At 65.2% G+C, this 15,223-nt stretch carries 14 protein-coding genes; 5 read left to right on the top strand and 9 right to left on the bottom strand.

From position 1 onward, the window contains the following. Positions 1 to 2: 2 nt before the first annotated feature. The 5 genes from EOD29_RS09545 to EOD29_RS09525 are packed head-to-tail and all read left to right on the top strand — an operon-like array spanning position 3 to position 4,978. On the top strand, positions 3 to 599 hold the full coding sequence (locus EOD29_RS09545) for a hypothetical protein (protein WP_127246542.1): 597 nt from the start codon (positions 3 to 5) through the stop codon (positions 597 to 599). Then, positions 596 to 1,513: a dihydrodipicolinate synthase family protein gene (locus EOD29_RS09540; RefSeq protein WP_127246541.1), complete on the top strand. Its 918-nt coding sequence runs from the start codon at positions 596 to 598 to the stop codon at positions 1,511 to 1,513. The genes EOD29_RS09545 and EOD29_RS09540 overlap by 4 nt, the downstream gene beginning before the upstream one ends. A 1-nt stretch (position 1,514) precedes the next feature. Next, positions 1,515 to 2,483 (top strand): D-2-hydroxyacid dehydrogenase, encoded by a 969-nt coding sequence (locus EOD29_RS09535; protein WP_127246540.1) that lies wholly within the window; start codon positions 1,515 to 1,517, stop codon positions 2,481 to 2,483. A gap of 13 nt (positions 2,484 to 2,496) precedes the next feature. Continuing rightward, positions 2,497 to 4,041, top strand: a complete 1,545-nt coding sequence (locus tag EOD29_RS09530) for a trimethylamine methyltransferase family protein (protein WP_127246539.1) — start codon at positions 2,497 to 2,499, stop codon at positions 4,039 to 4,041. 34 nt (positions 4,042 to 4,075) lie between these two features. Further along, entirely contained in the window at positions 4,076 to 4,978 is a 903-nt protein-coding gene (locus EOD29_RS09525; protein WP_164763720.1) for an SMP-30/gluconolactonase/LRE family protein, read from the top strand. A 77-nt stretch (positions 4,979 to 5,055) separates the two neighbouring features. Here EOD29_RS09525 and EOD29_RS09520 read toward each other — a convergent pair whose 3' ends face one another. Genes EOD29_RS09520 through EOD29_RS09480 form a run of 9 tightly spaced genes read right to left on the bottom strand, consistent with a single transcriptional unit; the run spans position 5,056 to position 15,163 of the window. After that, positions 5,056 to 5,829 carry a glucose 1-dehydrogenase gene (locus tag EOD29_RS09520; protein ID WP_127239906.1) on the bottom strand — a complete coding sequence of 258 codons (774 nt, stop codon included), beginning with the start codon at positions 5,827 to 5,829 and terminating at the stop codon, positions 5,056 to 5,058. A 10-nt stretch (positions 5,830 to 5,839) separates the two neighbouring features. Further along, positions 5,840 to 7,174, bottom strand: coding sequence for a dihydroorotase family protein (locus EOD29_RS09515; protein WP_127246538.1), 1,335 nt, complete (start codon positions 7,172 to 7,174; stop codon positions 5,840 to 5,842). Between the two features lie 8 nt (positions 7,175 to 7,182). Next, on the bottom strand, positions 7,183 to 8,121 hold the full coding sequence (locus EOD29_RS09510) for a polysaccharide deacetylase family protein (RefSeq protein ID WP_127246537.1): 939 nt from the start codon (positions 8,119 to 8,121) through the stop codon (positions 7,183 to 7,185). 11 nt (positions 8,122 to 8,132) lie between these two features. Further along, positions 8,133 to 9,158, bottom strand: coding sequence for an NAD(P)-dependent oxidoreductase (locus EOD29_RS09505; protein WP_127246536.1), 1,026 nt, complete (start codon positions 9,156 to 9,158; stop codon positions 8,133 to 8,135). A 30-nt stretch (positions 9,159 to 9,188) separates the two neighbouring features. Next, entirely contained in the window at positions 9,189 to 9,953 is a 765-nt protein-coding gene (locus tag EOD29_RS09500; RefSeq protein WP_127246535.1) for an SDR family oxidoreductase, read from the bottom strand. After that, positions 9,950 to 11,200, bottom strand: a complete 1,251-nt coding sequence (locus tag EOD29_RS09495; RefSeq protein WP_067327525.1) for an MFS transporter — start codon at positions 11,198 to 11,200, stop codon at positions 9,950 to 9,952. The genes EOD29_RS09500 and EOD29_RS09495 overlap by 4 nt, the downstream gene beginning before the upstream one ends. Further along, entirely contained in the window at positions 11,197 to 13,275 is a 2,079-nt protein-coding gene (locus EOD29_RS09490) for an ABC transporter ATP-binding protein (RefSeq protein WP_127246534.1), read from the bottom strand. The genes EOD29_RS09495 and EOD29_RS09490 overlap by 4 nt, the downstream gene beginning before the upstream one ends. Then, positions 13,272 to 14,153 carry an ABC transporter permease gene (locus EOD29_RS09485; protein WP_245299494.1) on the bottom strand — a complete coding sequence of 294 codons (882 nt, stop codon included), beginning with the start codon at positions 14,151 to 14,153 and terminating at the stop codon, positions 13,272 to 13,274. Before EOD29_RS09485 ends, EOD29_RS09490 begins: the two co-directional genes overlap by 4 nt. Then, positions 14,150 to 15,163 carry an ABC transporter permease gene (locus EOD29_RS09480; protein WP_066989127.1) on the bottom strand — a complete coding sequence of 338 codons (1,014 nt, stop codon included), beginning with the start codon at positions 15,161 to 15,163 and terminating at the stop codon, positions 14,150 to 14,152. Before EOD29_RS09480 ends, EOD29_RS09485 begins: the two co-directional genes overlap by 4 nt. Positions 15,164 to 15,223: the final 60 nt, after the last annotated feature.

The raw sequence follows: 15,223 nt of genomic DNA, 5'->3' as shown, positions 1-15,223 counted from the left end.
CGATGGCCGGTCTTGCCATGCGGACATTTCCCCTGTCGCCGAACGGCTCGGCCGCTGAAGCAGTTCTGCCAAATGCGCAGCTGATAGTGACCGATCTGACGGCCCGATCGCGCTTCGGCATCAAGGGTCCGGGCAGTTCAGCCTGGCTCGAAGCGCAAGGTCTCGCCTTGCCGCCCGTCAATCGCATCGCTAGGCAGGGCGGCGTCAGGCTGCTGCGTCTAGGCAGCGAAGATTTCCTCGCGATTGACGATATCGCCGGTGGCGCCGTCGCAAAGCTCGTCGCTGCCTGGCAGGCCGAGAAAGGTTCGCGCGGCTATTGGTCCTGGCGCGAGGAAGGCTGGAGCTGGATGCGGCTTTCCGGCCAGTCGGCAGAAGCGGTGATGGCGAGGCTTTGCGCACTGGACCTCAGGCCTGGCCGTTTTGCCGATGACGAGATCGCGCAGACGCGCGTCGCGAATCTCGAAGCCGTGCTGGTGCGCAGCGAGGCAGGCTTCCACGTCTTCTTCGACATCGCCTCGACAGCATTCTTTATCAGAACAGTCGACGCGGCAGCGAAGCTCGCCGACGGCGACACGACGACCCGGGAGAACCATCGATGAACAGCGTGCAAGGCATCATTGGCCCCATCCTGACGCCCTTCGACAAAGACGGCAGCGTCGCCCGCGATCTGTGGGTCAACCATGCGAAATGGGTGCTTGCTCAGGGCGCGCATTACCTTTCGCCGTTTGGGACGACCGGCGAGGCGCTGTCGCTGTCGCCGCGCGAACGCATGCAAGCCCTGGAGTGGCTGGCCGAGGCCGGCATCCCGGCGGATAAGATGATGCCCGGCACAGGCGTTACCGCGCTGCCCGAGACGCTCGAACTCAGCCGGCATGCCCTGGAACTCGGCTGCGCTGGCGTCATGGTGCTGCCCTCGTTCTTCTACACCGCGGCGGGCGATGACGGGCAGGCGCGCTACTATTCGGAACTGGTCGAGAAAGTCGCCAGCCCGAAGCTCAAGCTGATCCTCTATCACATCCCGCAGAATTCCGGGGTGCCGGTATCGCCGGTGCTGACGGCGCGGCTCAACGCGGCATTTCCCGAAACCGTTGTCGCCTACAAGGACAGTGCCGGGAACTGGGACAACACCGCCGCCGTGATCGCGGCGGCGCCCAACGTCTCCGTCTTCCCGAGTTCCGAGGGCCAGCTTACCCAAGGCCTGGCCGCCGGCGCGGCGGGCTGCATTTCCGCTTCCGTGAACCTCAACGCCAGGGCTATCCGCGCCGTCTATGACGGCGCGCGCGCCGGCCGCGACGTCTCGGCCGCCGATGCCGCCATAAAGGAATTTCGAAAGGCGGTTCAGACCGCCGGGCTGATCGGCGGCATGAAAGCGGCACTTGCCGTGCGCTCCGGCGACCAGCGCTGGCTCAATCTGCGCGCGCCGCATGAGAACACCAGCCCGCAGGCAGGCAAGGCTTTGCTCGAGGCGCTGGGTTCTCTTGCCGATCACATTCCAGGTCCGAGGCGGGGCTGAAATGTCCGCGCGGCCGACAATCATCGTCAGCAGCGACGCGCCGGACGGGCCGATTGCGGTGCTGGCGGAAACCCATCCAGATATCAGGGTGCTTGGCTGCGACAGCTACGAGGCGCTTCCCGACCTGATTGCGGACACCGGCGCCGAGGTGGTGTTCACCATCAAATTCGACCGGGGATCGTACTATCCGCGCGCGGCGCTGGTCGAGAGCCCGACCGTGCGCTGGGTTTCGGTCGGCGGCTCCGGCACGGATCACCTGCGCCCCTGGGATCCGACCAAGGTGACGATAACCAACTCAGCCGGCGTCGCCGCCGACATGATGGCCGAATATGTCTTCGGCGCGATGCTTTCCTTCTCGCTCGGCCTGCGCGGCTTCGCGCGCGAGCAGGCTGCCAGGAGTTGGACGGCCGGCAAGGTCGAGCCGATCCAGGGCAAGACGCTTCTGATCCTTGGGCTCGGCAAGACGGGGCAGGCGGTCGCCGCCCGGGCCAGGGCCTTCGGCATGACGACCCTGGGCGTGCGCGCCAGGCCGAAGCCGACCGACCACATCGATGAGGTGCACGGCATGGCCGACCTGCCCAGGCTGTGGGGCCGTGCCGATTTCATCTTGTGCGCCGTGCCGCTGCTCGAAAGCACACGTGGCATTGTGGGCAGCGAGGCCTTCGCGGCGATGAAGCCTTCGGCGGTGCTGATCGACGTTTCCCGCGGCGGCGTCGTCGACGAGGCGGCGCTCCTTGCGGCGCTCGACGGCGGCCGGATCAAGGGCGCGGCGCTTGACGTCTTCGCCGTCGAGCCGCTGCCGCCGGCGCATCCGCTGTGGGGCTACGAGAACGTGATCGTCACGCCGCATTGCTCGTCCGTCTACGACGGCTGGGACGTGAAGTCGGCACGCATGTTTGCCGAGAATCTCGCCCGCTACCGGCGCGGCGAGCCTTTGGCGAATGTCGTGGATCCGGGACGCGGCTATTAAGGAGGACAGGCCGATGACAGCGCATGACAGGCGAAGCGGCGGACGGCGCACCAGAGCGGCCGGGCGCAGTGGCGGCGGCATTGCGCAACTGCCCTGGCAGCGCGTCACAAACCCCTACGCGCCGATGCAGATCCTCGACGAGGAGCAGATGGACAAGCTCCACCGCACCTCGATGCGCATCCTGTCCGAACTCGGCATCCGCGTCATGGGCGAGAAGGTGCTGGGCATCTTCGAGGCCGCGGGCGCCATCGTTGATCGGGCCGAGAACACGGTGCGGATCGACGAGAGTATCGTCAGAGAAGCGCTTAGGAACGCGCCATCGTCCTTCTCGCTAACCTCGCGCAATCCGGACAAGCAGATCCGCATCGGCGGCAATTCTCTGGTGTTCGGGCTGGTCGCCGGGCCGCCCAATGTGCATGACCGCATCAACGGCCGCCGGCAGGGCAATCTGGCTGACTATGAGAACTTCATCCGCCTCGCGCATCATTTCAACGCCATCCATATCATCGGCAACCAGGTGGTGGCGCCTATGGAGCTGCCGGCGAATTCGCGCCATCTCGACACCTATCGCGCCAATCTCACGCTGTCGGATCTGAGCTTCCATTGCTCGGCGATCGGCCGCGGCCGCGCCATGGATAGCATCGCCATGACGGCGATCGCACGCGGCACGACCATCGAGGCACTGCGCAATTCGCCGGGGGTCACGACGATTATTTCCGTCAACTCGCCGCGCCTGTTCGACGAGGCGATGGCCGAAGGCCTGATCGCCATGGCCGAGCACGGCCAGCCGGTGACGATCACGCCCTTCACCCTGATGGGCGCCATGACCCCGGTGACGCTGGCCGCGGCTCTTGCGCAGCAGAATGCCGAGGCCCTGTTCGGCGTGACGCTGACGCAGCTGGTCAATCCCGGCACGCCGGTGATGTATGGCGCCTTCACGTCCAATGTCGACATGCGTTCCGGCGCGCCTGCCTTCGGCACGCCGGAGAACGCCAAGGCCAACATCGTCGCCGGACAGCTGGCGCGGCGCTATAACCTTCCCTACCGCACCTCCAATGCCAATGCCTCCAATGTCGTCGACCTGCAGGCGGCCTATGAGACCGAGATGGCGACCTGGGGCGCGGTGCTCGGCGGCGCGAACCTGATCTATCACGCCGCCGGATGGCTGGAGGGCGGGCTGACAGCCTCCTACGAGAAGCTCGTCCTCGACGTCGAGATCCTGCAGAACATGATGGAGTTCCTGCGGCCGATGCCGTTCGAGGAGGACGACCTCGGCTTCGAGGCGATCAAGGCCGTGCCGACCGGCGGACATTTCTTCGGGTCGGAGCACACCATGGCGCGCTACGAGACCGCCTTCTACCGGCCGATGCTGTCCAATTGGCAAAATTACGGCAGCTGGCAGGAAGCGGGCGGCCACGATGCGCTGGAGCGGGCGACGCAGCTCTGGCAGCAGGCACTCAGCGACTACGAGGAACCGGTTATGGATCCAGCCATCCGCGAGGAGCTGGACGCCTATGTGGCGCGCCGCAAGGAGGAGATCGGCGCCGGCGAGCCCTAAGCGCCTGGAGTTCAACGAAAGAAAGGGGAAGCGCATGACAAGACAGCATTTGCTGGGCACAGTGTTAGCCCTCGCTCTTACCGCATCGGCACACGCCGCGAACGTCAAGGTGATCAATGACGACGCTTGGTTCGCCGAGGGCCCGATCTGGTACCAGGACAAGCTCTTCTACGTCGAATACGGCCGCGGCACTGTGGACGTTTGGGACGGCAAGAAGAACGCGATTTTCTGGAAGATGGATGGCTGCGGCCCTTCGGCCGTGCTGCCGACCGCGACGGGCGAATTCGTCGTCACCTGCTACGACAACAACACGATCGGCCGCATCTCGGCCGACGGCAAGACGCTGCCGGCCTACGACAAGGACACCGACGGCAAGCCGTTCAGCGGCCCCAATGATTTCGCGCCGGACAAGGAGGGCGGCATCTACTTCACCGGCTCCGGCAAGGGCGGTCCGCTGATCGACGCGTCGGCCTACTACATCGGCAAGGACGGCAGCGTGAAGAAGGTGGCTGGCGACCTGCACAATGCCAATGGGCTGGTCATGTCGAACGACGGCAAGATGCTCTACCTGGTCGAAACCGAGGACAACCGCATCATCGAGTTCGATGTCGGGGCCGATCACAGCTTGAGCAACCGTCGCGTCTTCCTTCGGCTCGACGATCTGTTCCCGAACCAGCCGCATATCTGGCCGGACGGCATCAAGATGGACAAGGCTGGCGAGATGTATATCGGCCAGAGCCCGCGCTCGCTCGACGCGCCGGGCAAGATCATAGTGGTGGACAAGGACGCCAAGCTCTTGCGCACGCTTTCGGTGCCGTCGCCGTCCATGCCGAACTTCGCCTTCGGGCCCGATGAAAAGGAGCTTTACGTGATGGCCCTCGACCAGATCGATGCAGCACCTTGGCACGGCAAGGTCTACGAAGTGCCGAATAAGTAGCTGCGATCGTCGTGATCGTCGGATAGGAAGGAGGCCGGCCGCTTTGCAGCCGGCCTTTGCTTTCGCGCGATGACCGCTCAGCCGGCCATCCAGCCGCCGTCCACCATCAGGTTGATCCCGGTGACGTATGTCGCAAGGTCGCTGGCCAGGAAAAGCGCCGCGCCGGCGACATCGTTCGGCTCGCCAAGCCGCGGCCATGGCGTGCGGCGGCGCGAATAGTCGAGCGCATCAGGGTCGTTGGCGATGCCCGGCTTGCCGGTGATGATCTTGCCGGGAGCTATCGCATTGCAGACGATCAGGTCCTCGGCGTGATCGACCGCGATCTGGCGCGTCATCTGCACGATCGCGCCCTTGCTGACCGAATAGGGGAAATCGCCCGGGCAGGCGACCATACCGTGCTGCGAGGCGATATTGATGATGCGCCCGCGTACGCCGTTGACCGGCTCCTGCCTGAGCATCTGCAGCACCGCCTGTTGCGAGCAGTAGAAGAAGCCGGTGACGTTGACGTCGATCACCTTCGCCCATTGCTCCGGCGTGGTCTGGAGCAGATTGGTCGAGGTATAGACCGCGGCGTTGTTGACCAGGATATCGAGCCGCCCGAACCGGTCCACCGCCTGCCGCATCATGGTTATGACGGCCTCCTGATCGGCGATGTCCGTGGAGATGAAGATCGCCTCACCGCCAGCCGCTTCGATCAGCCGGACCGTTGTTCCGCCGCCTTCGATAGCTTCCTCGCGCGTATCGGCGACCACCACCTTCGCGCCGTCCTGCGCGTAGCGTTGCGCGATGGCGCGGCCGATGCCGGAGCTCGCGCCGGTGACAATGGCAACCTTGCCGTCCAGAAGACCCATCTTGCCTGCCTCAGCTTTCCCACCGCACCACTTGGCCTTGTCCCGGGTTGACCAGCGCGCCGTCACGCGTGATTTCCTCGCCGCGCAGGAACACCTGCCGCAAGGTGGCTGAAACGCTCCAGCCGTCAAACGGCGTGTAGCCGGCCTTTGACTTCTGGTCGGCATCGCGGATGGCAAAGGTTCGCGTCGGGTCGATGATGAGGATGTCGGCATCGTGGCCGACGGCCAGCCTGCCCTTGCGCCGGCCAAGCCCGAACCGGTCGGCCGGATTGGCCGCGCACAGGCGCGCGATGTCGCGCAGCCCAATCAGGCCTTCGTCGACGAGCTTGAGCATGACGGACAGCAGCGTCTGCAGTCCGGGCATGCCGCCCGGGATGTCCGCGAAAGCCGGATAGTCGGCGGCCTTCTCAGCAGGGCTGTGTGGCGCGTGATCGGTGGCGATGATGTCGATCAGCCCGGCCGCTACAGCCTCGCGGAGGCGCTGCACATCTTGCCTCGGCCGGAACGGCGGTGATCCCTTCAGCCGCGCGCCTTGCTTTTCGTAGTCGTCCGCACAGAAGAACAGGTTCTGGGGTGTCGTCTCGACGCTGGCATCGGCAAGATCGCGCAGGCGCCGCCAGGTCTCGACGCCGAGCGAAGAGTTGATCTGGCGGACATGAACGCGCGCGCCGGTCTCGGCCGCCGCCAGCAGCGCCCGCGCGATGCCGTTGGCCTCGGCCAGTGGGGGCCGGCTTTCGCGGAACGCTGCGATGTCGCCAGAATGAACGCGCGCGGCGCTGCCCACCAGCAGCGATTGATCGCCGGGCGAGATGCCGACGATCGCCTTGAGCGCGCTCATCCGCTTCAGCGCGTGAAGAACGGTGTCCACCGTCGGAAAAAGAAACGGCTCTGGGACATCCGCCGTGAAAAGCTCGAACGACACCGGGGCAAGCGCCGCGAGCCTTTCGAGACTGTCCAGCCTCTCGCTGACAACAGCCTGGAAGCCGACATCGACGTTGAGCTTGCCTTCGGCCATCGACATCTTCTCGGCAAGCTGGTCTGCCGTCGCCGTCCAGGGCTCGTCGGTCGGCATGTCGAGCACCGTCGTCACGCCGCCGAGCGCGGCCGCATGCGTGCCCGACAAGAAGTCTTCCTTGTGGGTCAGTCCCGGTTCGCGCAGATGCGCGTGCGCATCGACGAGACCGGGCAGCAGCATACAGCTGCTGGCGTCGATCACCTTCCGCGCTTCGGCCGCGTCTCCTGGCTGGATCAGGGCCGCGATCCTGCCGGCGTTGATGGCAATGTCGCGGCGGGCTTCGCCATCTGCGTTAACGATCGTCGCGCCGCGGATGAGGGTTTCGAACATTCCGCTGTTCAGCCGGCACGCTTGCCGGCCAACGTCCGGTGATTGTCCAGCCAGTACCGCGCGATGCCTGCGCGCCGCATGAAGATCGCGCCCGGCGTCTTTTGCACGTGCTCGATCACCTCGCGCAGGCCGGAAGCCCGGTTCGGCTGACCCATCCAGCGCGCATGCACGCAGATGTTGAGCATCCGTCCGCCCGTCTCTTCCGCCTCCCAAAGCATGTAGTCGATGGCCGAGCGGCAATCCTCGGCGAAGTCGCGCGGATTGCTGTAACCCGGCGCGATGAGGAAGCGGCTGTCGTTGAGCGTCTTGGAATAGGGCACGACGAGGATTTTCTCCTCACCATGGTCGACGAAATAGGGCAGCTCGTCGTTGCAGGGATCGGAATGGTAGAGAAAGCCGCCCTCGCGCACCAGCAGATCGCGGGTGTTGACGCTTGGAAACGAGCGGCAGTTCCAGCCGAGCGGCCGCCGGCCAAGCACCTTCTCGTAAAGCGCGATCGCTTCGTGCAACTGCCGCTCCTCTTCCTCGCGCGGCATGCCGGGATAATCGGTCCAGCGCAGCCCGTGACCGAGCAGGTCGTGGCCGCGCGCATTCATCCACTCGGCGACGGCGGGATTCTTCTCCAGCGCCACCGCGCAGGCCGACACCGTGATCGGCACATCGTAGCGGTCGAACAGCCGGGCCAACCGCCAGATGCCGGCGCGGCTGCCATATTCGAAATGCGTTTCGGTGCCGAGATCGCGATGCGGTGAAAGGCCGGGGTTGTTGTATTCGCCCCAATTGTCGTTGCGGCCGTCATCAAGCCAGTTGTACTCCGACCCTTCCTCGTAATTCAGCACCAGATTGATCGCGACTTTCGCGCCGTCCGGCCAGGTTACATTGGGCGGGTTCGGTCCATAGCCGACGAAGTCGCGCGGCTGGACCGGTTGTGAGGCAGCGCTTGTCATGGCAATCCCTCTCACTTCGTCTCGTTGGCCGAAATCCAGTCCATATAGGCGTGGAACGCCTCCTTGCCCGGCCGCGGGCGCCATGCCGTATCACGCATGATCCGCGCGATGTCGTAGGCGCCCCACATGCCGCCTTTCAGCAACACGTCCTGTACGATATTGGCGTCTTCTCCGGGTGTCACCTCAACCTTCAGCGCCGGAACGCGCTCCTTTGCCCAGGCGATGATCTCGCCGATGGTCTGGCTGGAGCCGGAGCCGATATTGTAGTGGCGGTAATTGAGGCGCGGCGCATCGAGCAGCGCGAGGATCGCGGCAGCGACATCTGTCGAGGCAAGATAGTCGCCCACCGGCTCCAGACTGTTCGGCCGGATCGTTTCGCCGGCCAGGGCCATGTGCGCAACACGGTTGGGGACATGGCGGAAGTTGCGGCTCTCGGTCGCGCGATCCATCGGGCCGTAGACGGAAGCAAGCCGGACCGAAACCGCCGACAGGCCGAACAGGTCGGCATAGCGGTTGGTCACCATCTCGGAGGCGAATTTGGAGATGCCGTAAAGCGTCAAGGGCGCGACGTAGCCGTCCTCCGGCAGCGGCTCGCCGCTCCAGTCGGGGCCATTGTGCCGATAGATGGCTCCCGAACTGACATAGACGAAGCGCTTGACGTTGGCCCGCGCGCGTGCCCATTCGAGCATGCGCACGGTGCCCATGAGGTTGATATCGACGATGCGAGCCGGGTCCTCGGCCTCCGGCTGGCGCTTGGCCTCCGAGGCGCTGCCGCGCGAAATCGGTGTGATGGTCGCGCCATGTACGATCGCGGTGACGTGCTCGTTGTCGAGCGCGCCGGACCACCCCGTCGGATCGAGGATATCCGCGCTGATCACTTTGAGCCGGTCGCGCACCGGAGCGAAATGCCTTTCGGCCGCGGCGTCGAGGCCGGCGCGATCCAGGATGACGGCGCACGCGCCAGGGTCGCGGTCCAGCCAGGCACGCGCCACCACGCTCATGACGAAGCCGGTGCCGCCTGTGACGAGAAGGGTCATGTCTTGGAGCCTCCTATGCTGGAAATTGATTCAACGCACCGCATAGCCGCCATCCACCAGGAGGTCCGTGCCGGTGACGAAGGAAGCGTCGGACGAAAGCAGAAAGGCGCAGGCGGCTGCGATCTCTTCGGGCTCGGCAATTCGTCCGAGCAGATGCGCAGGTCCTAGACCCTTGTCGGCCGCCTCCAGACTGGACCAGCGCTGCAGCAGGCGGGCGGTCGCGACCGCTCCGGGCGACAGGCTGTTCACCCGGATGTTCTGATCCGCATGGTCGATCGCCATCGCCTTCGCCAAATGCACAAGCCCCGCCTTCGCCGCGCAATAGGCCACCGCCTTGCCGACGGCGACGCGCGCGAATTGCGAGCCGATGAAGACGATCGACCCGCCGCCGCTCGATGCCATCAGCGGCACGGCGAATTTGGAGATCAGGAACGCGCCGGTCAGGCTGACGTCGACTTCCAGCCGCCACTTGTCGACGGCAAGGTCGGCCACGGTGCCGTCGGTCGAGGGAGCCGCGGCGTTGTGGACCAGACCGTCCAGCCGGCCGAATGCTTGAGCTGTCGCGTCGACAGCATCTTGGACCGAGTCCTGATCGGTGACATCACAGTCGACAGCCAGAGCATTCGGCCCAAGGCTGGCGGCAAGTGCCTTCGTCGATGCTGTGTCCCGATCCGAGCAGGCGACACGGGCTCCCTCGTCGGCGCAGCGGCGCGCGATCGCCGCGCCGATGCCGCTCGCGGCGCCCGTGATCAGAACGAACTTGCCATCCAGACGGTGGGCAAGGGCGCTGTTCACGGCTCGCCTCCGCACGGCTGCGCAACCGCGACACCGACCGGCCGCCGCCGCAGATTGATGCAAGCCGCAACCGCCACCAGAATGCCGCCGGTGCCGAGCACAAACAGCATGGCCTGCGGCGCGGTACGCTCCATCAGTCCCGCGGCGAGACCCGGCGTCAGGATGTTGCCGATCGAATAGAGCAGAAGCAGCGTGCCCGAAGCCGCCACCATGTGCCGGCTGTGCATGCGCGAATTGGCGAAGGCGATGGCCACAGGATAGACCGTGAGCGCGGTTGCCCCATAGAGGAAGAACAGCAGGAAGAGCAGCGGTAGCGGTCCGCTGCCCAGCCAGGCGATAGAGGCGCATAGCGACACGGAAAGCAGTCCCTGGACAAGCAGCATGATGCGCCTGTCGAACCGGTCGGACAGCCATCCGATAGGCGTCTGCGCCAGCATGCCGGCAATGCTGACGGTCGTCACCAGGCCGACAGTGGCGGCGGCGGACAGTCCGATCTTGGCGCCGTAGATTGGCGTCAGCACGAAGATGTTCATGTTGGTGATGCCTGCCTGGAAGATGCTGACCACCGTTACCGGAGCGAGACGCAGCAACTGGATGACGCCGTAGCGTTCGTCATGCGCCGGGATATCGGCCAGGGACGGCTCGGTTTGCTCGGCGGGCAGGGCAGGCCAAGGCCTGGAGACAAACCGTGCAAGCGCCGACAAGAGCACCGTCGCCGCGCTGACGGCGAACAAATGCGGCGAATGCGCGCCGACGATCTCCAGCAGCAGCTGTCCGAACAGCACCGCGACCGCCGTCGTCAGCATGTAGATGGAAAACAGCCTGCCGCGATTGTGCTGGTCGGCATAGAGGTTGATCCAGCTTTCGCAGACAACGAACATCGCCGCCATGGCAAGGCCGCCGAGCAGTCGGAAGCAGAGCCATGCCGGCATGGAATCGGTGAGCGCGAACCCCGCGGCGGCGAGGCTTGCAAGCACGGTTATGGCGAAGAAGGCGCGCTCATGGCCGACGCGCGACACCAGCGGACGCGCGACGAGGCAGCCGATGAGAAATCCGACCGGGTAAGCGGTCAGCACCAATTGCACTTCGGAGGGGTCGATTCCCGGCGCGCTCAATGCAAGCGAGACCGCGGTGGTCAGCATGGCGCTGCCGGTGCCGGCCAGGCAGATGCGCGCCATGATCGACAGGATGGCGCGCGACCGTTCGGCCTGACGCCAGAGGCGGCCCAGTGAAGCTGGCCTCGTCATGAACGGTCGCTCGCCTCGTCCGGATGCCTGGGACTCTCCAGCGCTTCCGCCGGAATGTGGCAGGCGATCTCGTGCGTGGCGGACATCCTGCGGATCGGTGGCGGTTCCCTGTCGCAGATCGAACCCAGCTTGCGATGGCAGCGGCTGGCAAAGCGGCAGCCGCGCGGCACATCGACGGGGCTCGGCGTGTCGCCGGTCAGCGTGATGCGGTTGCGCTCTGCCCCTTCCGGTTTGGTGCTGCGGATCGCCGAGATCAGCGCCTCGGTGTACGGATGGGTCGCACCGCCGAAGATCTCCTCGACGGTGCCTTTTTCCATCACCTTGCCGAGATACATCACCACGACCTTGTCGGCGACGTGGCGCACCAGCGCCAGGTCATGGCTGATGAACAGCATCGTCGCATGCCGGGTCTTCTGGATGTCGAGCAGCAGCGTCACCACGGCCGCCTGCACGGAGACATCCAGCGCCGACACAGGCTCGTCGGCGACGATCAGCGACGGATCGGAGGCGAAGGCGCGGGCGATGGCGATGCGCTGCTTCTGCCCGCCGGACAACTGGCTCGGCCGGCGGGCGGCGAAGTCCGGCGAAAGCCGGACCATCTCCAGCAGCTCGCGCATGCGCTGGTCGATGGCCGCCTTGCCCTTGCGGATGCCGAACTTCTTCAGCGAGCGACGGATCGAGAAGCCGGCGCTGTGCGACGGATTGAGCGTCGAGTCCGGGTTCTGGAACACCATCTGGATCGATTGCAGCAGGGGCTTCGGCCGCGCGCTCGCTTCGATCGCGGCGATGTTTTCGCCAGCCATGCGGATTTCGCCCGAAGTGGCGCGGTCGAGGCCGGTGACGATACGCGCCAGGGTCGACTTGCCGCAGCCGGATTCGCCGACCAGCGCGACGATCTCGGCCTTGCCGGCCTCGAAGGATACGGCCTCATTGGCCTTCAGCGTCTTGTGGTGACCGAGGTGATAGAACTTGGTGATGTCGGAGAAAGTGATCTCGGCTGCCGGTGCCGCACTCTCGCCGGATAGCGGCGGAAGCTCGCGATGAGCCACCTCGAGTTCGGGCCAGCGCACGCAGCGCACAACATGCCGCTCGCCGACCGGTTCCAGCGTCATGCCGGGCCGGTCGCACAGGCCGGCGCGGAAACCGGCGCAGCGCGGACCAAACAGGCAGCCGCGCGGCCGCTCCGACGGCAGCGGGATATGGCCCGGAATGGCGGCAAGCGTGCGACTGTGCTTGCCGTTCCCGATATCGGGAATGCAGTCGATCAGCCCTTGCGTGTAGGGATGGCGTGGCCGGCCGAACAGCTCGCACGTCGGCGCCTCCTCGACCAGCTCGCCGGAATACATGATGCCGACCCGGTCGCAGCTTTCGGCGATCAGACCGAGATTGTGCGAGATGAACAGCAGGCTGGTTCCATAGCGACGGCGCAGCTCGCCGATCAGATCGATCACCGCCGACTCCACCGTCACGTCGAGACCGGTGGTCGGCTCGTCGAGCAGGAGCAGCGACGGCCGCCCGAGCAGCGCCATGGCGATGACGACGCGCTGCTGCTGGCCGCCCGAAAGCTGGTGCGGATAGCGCTTCAGCATGTCGCCGGCATCGGGCAGGCGCACGTCTTTCAGCATGGCGGCTGCCATGTCGAGCGCCTCGACGCGACTTGCGCCGAGATGAAGCATCGGCACCTCGGCAAGCTGCGCGCCGATCGTTTTGACCGGATTGAGCGCGCTCATCGGGTCCTGGTAGACCATGGCGATGCGCCGTCCGCGTATGGCGCGCAACTTATGCGCCGGTGCGTTGACCAGTTCCTCGCCTTCGAAGCGGATACTGCCGCCGGCGACGACGCCTGTCGCACCGAGATAGCCCATGATCGCCATCGCCGTGGTGCTCTTGCCGCAGCCGGATTCGCCGACCAGCCCGAAGCTTTCGCCGGGCTTCACCTCGAAAGACAGCTTCGGCACCGCAACGATCGTCTCGGCCTTCCCGCGAAACTCGATGCGCAGATCTCGGACAGCGAGGAGCGGCGTCTCGGACGCACGCTCGCCTTTCGTCGAAATTGGCTCGGCGACCTTCGTCATGGCTTCCAGGCCTCCCGCAGGCCGTCGGCCAAAAGATTGAAACCCAGAACCAGGCTGACGATGGCGATTGAGGGCAGCACCGACATCAAAGGCCAGACGTTGAGCACCGTCGTGCTTTCCTTGACCATGCCGCCCCAGTCGGGATTGGGCGGCGGCAGGCCAAGGCCAAGGAAGCCGAGGATGCCGATGGTGATGATGGTGTAGCCGATGCGCAGACAGGCATCGACGATCAGCATGCCGCGGCAGTTGGGCAACAGCTCGACAAGCATGATGTATAGAGTACTTTCGGCGCGCAGCCTTGCGGCGGCGATGTATTCCTGCTCCTTCAGGCCGAGTACCAGCCCGCGCGTTATTCGCCCGATTCCTGGCGCCGAGGCGATCGTCGTGGCGATGACGATGTTGATTATCGATGGCCCGATATTGGCGATCAGGATGACGTAGAGGACCAGCACCGGGAAGGCGAGGATGATGTCGGAAAGGCGGCTGATCACGGCATCGATCCAGCCGCCGTAATAGCCGGCGATCATGCCGAGCGTGATGCCGACGATCATGGCGACCGCAACCGAAAGCGGCGCGACGACCAGCACGGTGCGGGCGCCGAAGATCAGGCGAGACAGCTCATCGCGGCCGAGAATGTCGACGCCGAGCCAATGCGCCGCCGATGGCGTCGGGTCGGCTAGCGCCATCACATCCTGCTCGGTCGGAGAATAGAGCGGCAGCACCGGTGCGAGGATCGCCGCAAGCACCCAGAAGCCGACCAGGAACAGCCCGACCAGTGCGGTAGGCGAGCGCAGGATGCGCGCCCATTTCAGGCGTGCCCTGCCCGTTGCCTTGACGGCTGTCGCCTCCATAGCTCTCTGCTCGACCAGTGCGCTCATCGCAATCTTATGCGTGGATCGAGCAGCATGTAACCGAGATCGCCGACGAATTGCGTCGTGACCGCGATGGCGACGGTGATCAGCGTGGCCGCCTCGATGGTCGCGATGTCGCCGAAGAGGCTGGCATCGAGCAGCAGCCGACCGAAGCCGGGATAGGCGAAAACGAGCTCGGTCACCACCACGCCGCTGATCAGGAAGTTGATCTGCAGGAGCAGCACCGTGAACGGGGCGATCATCGCGTTTCGCAGGGCATGGCCGATGACGACTTGGCGTGTGCTCATTCCCTTCAGCACCGCGGTGCGGATGAAGGGCTTTTCCATCACCCCGATCATGGACACGCGGATCATGCGCGCGACATAGCCGAAATCATAGATGACGAGCACCGCCACCGGCAGCACGAGCTGCGAGGGAACGGACCAGCCGCCCTCTGTATCGAGCGGGCTGGTGCCCGGCAGCACGGGCCAGAGAATGACGAATAGGGTGACCAGAAACACGCCCGACGCGAATTCCGGGATCGAGGTGAAGGTTATGCAGATCACCGACAAGAGCCGGTCGAGCACGCCGCCTTCCTTCAGGCCGGACAGGATGCCGAAGACGATCGACAGCGGCACGATCAGCAGAAAGGCCAGCCCGGCCAGGATCGCCGTATTGCCGAGCCGGTTCCAGATGACGTCGTTGACGGGCAGCTTGTTCAGCGTCGAATAGCCGAAATTGCCGAAATACTGCGCGCCGCGCGGATCCTTGAAATTAAGCCCGGTGCTCGGGTCCTGGAGCGGATCCGGAATGATGCCGAGCAGCACGCCCGCCCAGCGCCCGTAGCGCACCAGCAGCGGATCGTCGGCCCTCAGCTTCTTGGTCAGGAAATCGACCTGCTCTTGCGTCGCGAACGGCCCGAGCGATTTGCGCGCGACGCTGCCCGGGGTGAACTCGCAGACGGCGAATACCAGAAACGACGCCGCGACCATGGTGAGCAGCATCATCGCCAGCCGTTTCGCCACGAATATTGCCATCAGCCGGACGTTTCCGTTCTGGGTGCGAGTGGAAAGGAACGCCCGGCCGTTCTGTCGCCG

This window comes from Mesorhizobium sp. M1A.T.Ca.IN.004.03.1.1 (genome assembly GCF_003997555.1).
Classification (GTDB): domain Bacteria; phylum Pseudomonadota; class Alphaproteobacteria; order Rhizobiales; family Rhizobiaceae; genus Mesorhizobium.
This window is presented reverse-complemented; position numbering and strand designations above follow the sequence as displayed.

Bases quoted from the DNA above. Each gene is read 5' to 3' on its own strand.
- EOD29_RS09545 (WP_127246542.1), top strand. From the start codon at position 3: ATGGCCGGTCTTGCCATGCGGACATTTCCCCTGTCGCCGAACGGCTCG.
- EOD29_RS09515 (WP_127246538.1), bottom strand. From the start codon at position 7,174: ATGTTCGAAACCCTCATCCGCGGCGCGACGATCGTTAACGCAGATGGC.
- EOD29_RS09540 (WP_127246541.1), top strand. From the start codon at position 596: ATGAACAGCGTGCAAGGCATCATTGGCCCCATCCTGACGCCCTTCGAC.
- EOD29_RS09530 (WP_127246539.1), top strand. From the start codon at position 2,497: ATGACAGCGCATGACAGGCGAAGCGGCGGACGGCGCACCAGAGCGGCC.
- EOD29_RS09525 (WP_164763720.1), top strand. From the start codon at position 4,076: ATGACAAGACAGCATTTGCTGGGCACAGTGTTAGCCCTCGCTCTTACC.
- EOD29_RS09490 (WP_127246534.1), bottom strand. From the start codon at position 13,275: ATGACGAAGGTCGCCGAGCCAATTTCGACGAAAGGCGAGCGTGCGTCC.
- EOD29_RS09535 (WP_127246540.1), top strand. From the start codon at position 1,515: ATGTCCGCGCGGCCGACAATCATCGTCAGCAGCGACGCGCCGGACGGG.
- EOD29_RS09520 (WP_127239906.1), bottom strand. From the start codon at position 5,829: ATGGGTCTTCTGGACGGCAAGGTTGCCATTGTCACCGGCGCGAGCTCC.
- EOD29_RS09485 (WP_245299494.1), bottom strand. From the start codon at position 14,153: ATGAGCGCACTGGTCGAGCAGAGAGCTATGGAGGCGACAGCCGTCAAG.
- EOD29_RS09495 (WP_067327525.1), bottom strand. From the start codon at position 11,200: ATGACGAGGCCAGCTTCACTGGGCCGCCTCTGGCGTCAGGCCGAACGG.
- EOD29_RS09480 (WP_066989127.1), bottom strand. From the start codon at position 15,163: ATGGCAATATTCGTGGCGAAACGGCTGGCGATGATGCTGCTCACCATG.
- EOD29_RS09505 (WP_127246536.1), bottom strand. From the start codon at position 9,158: ATGACCCTTCTCGTCACAGGCGGCACCGGCTTCGTCATGAGCGTGGTG.
- EOD29_RS09510 (WP_127246537.1), bottom strand. From the start codon at position 8,121: ATGACAAGCGCTGCCTCACAACCGGTCCAGCCGCGCGACTTCGTCGGC.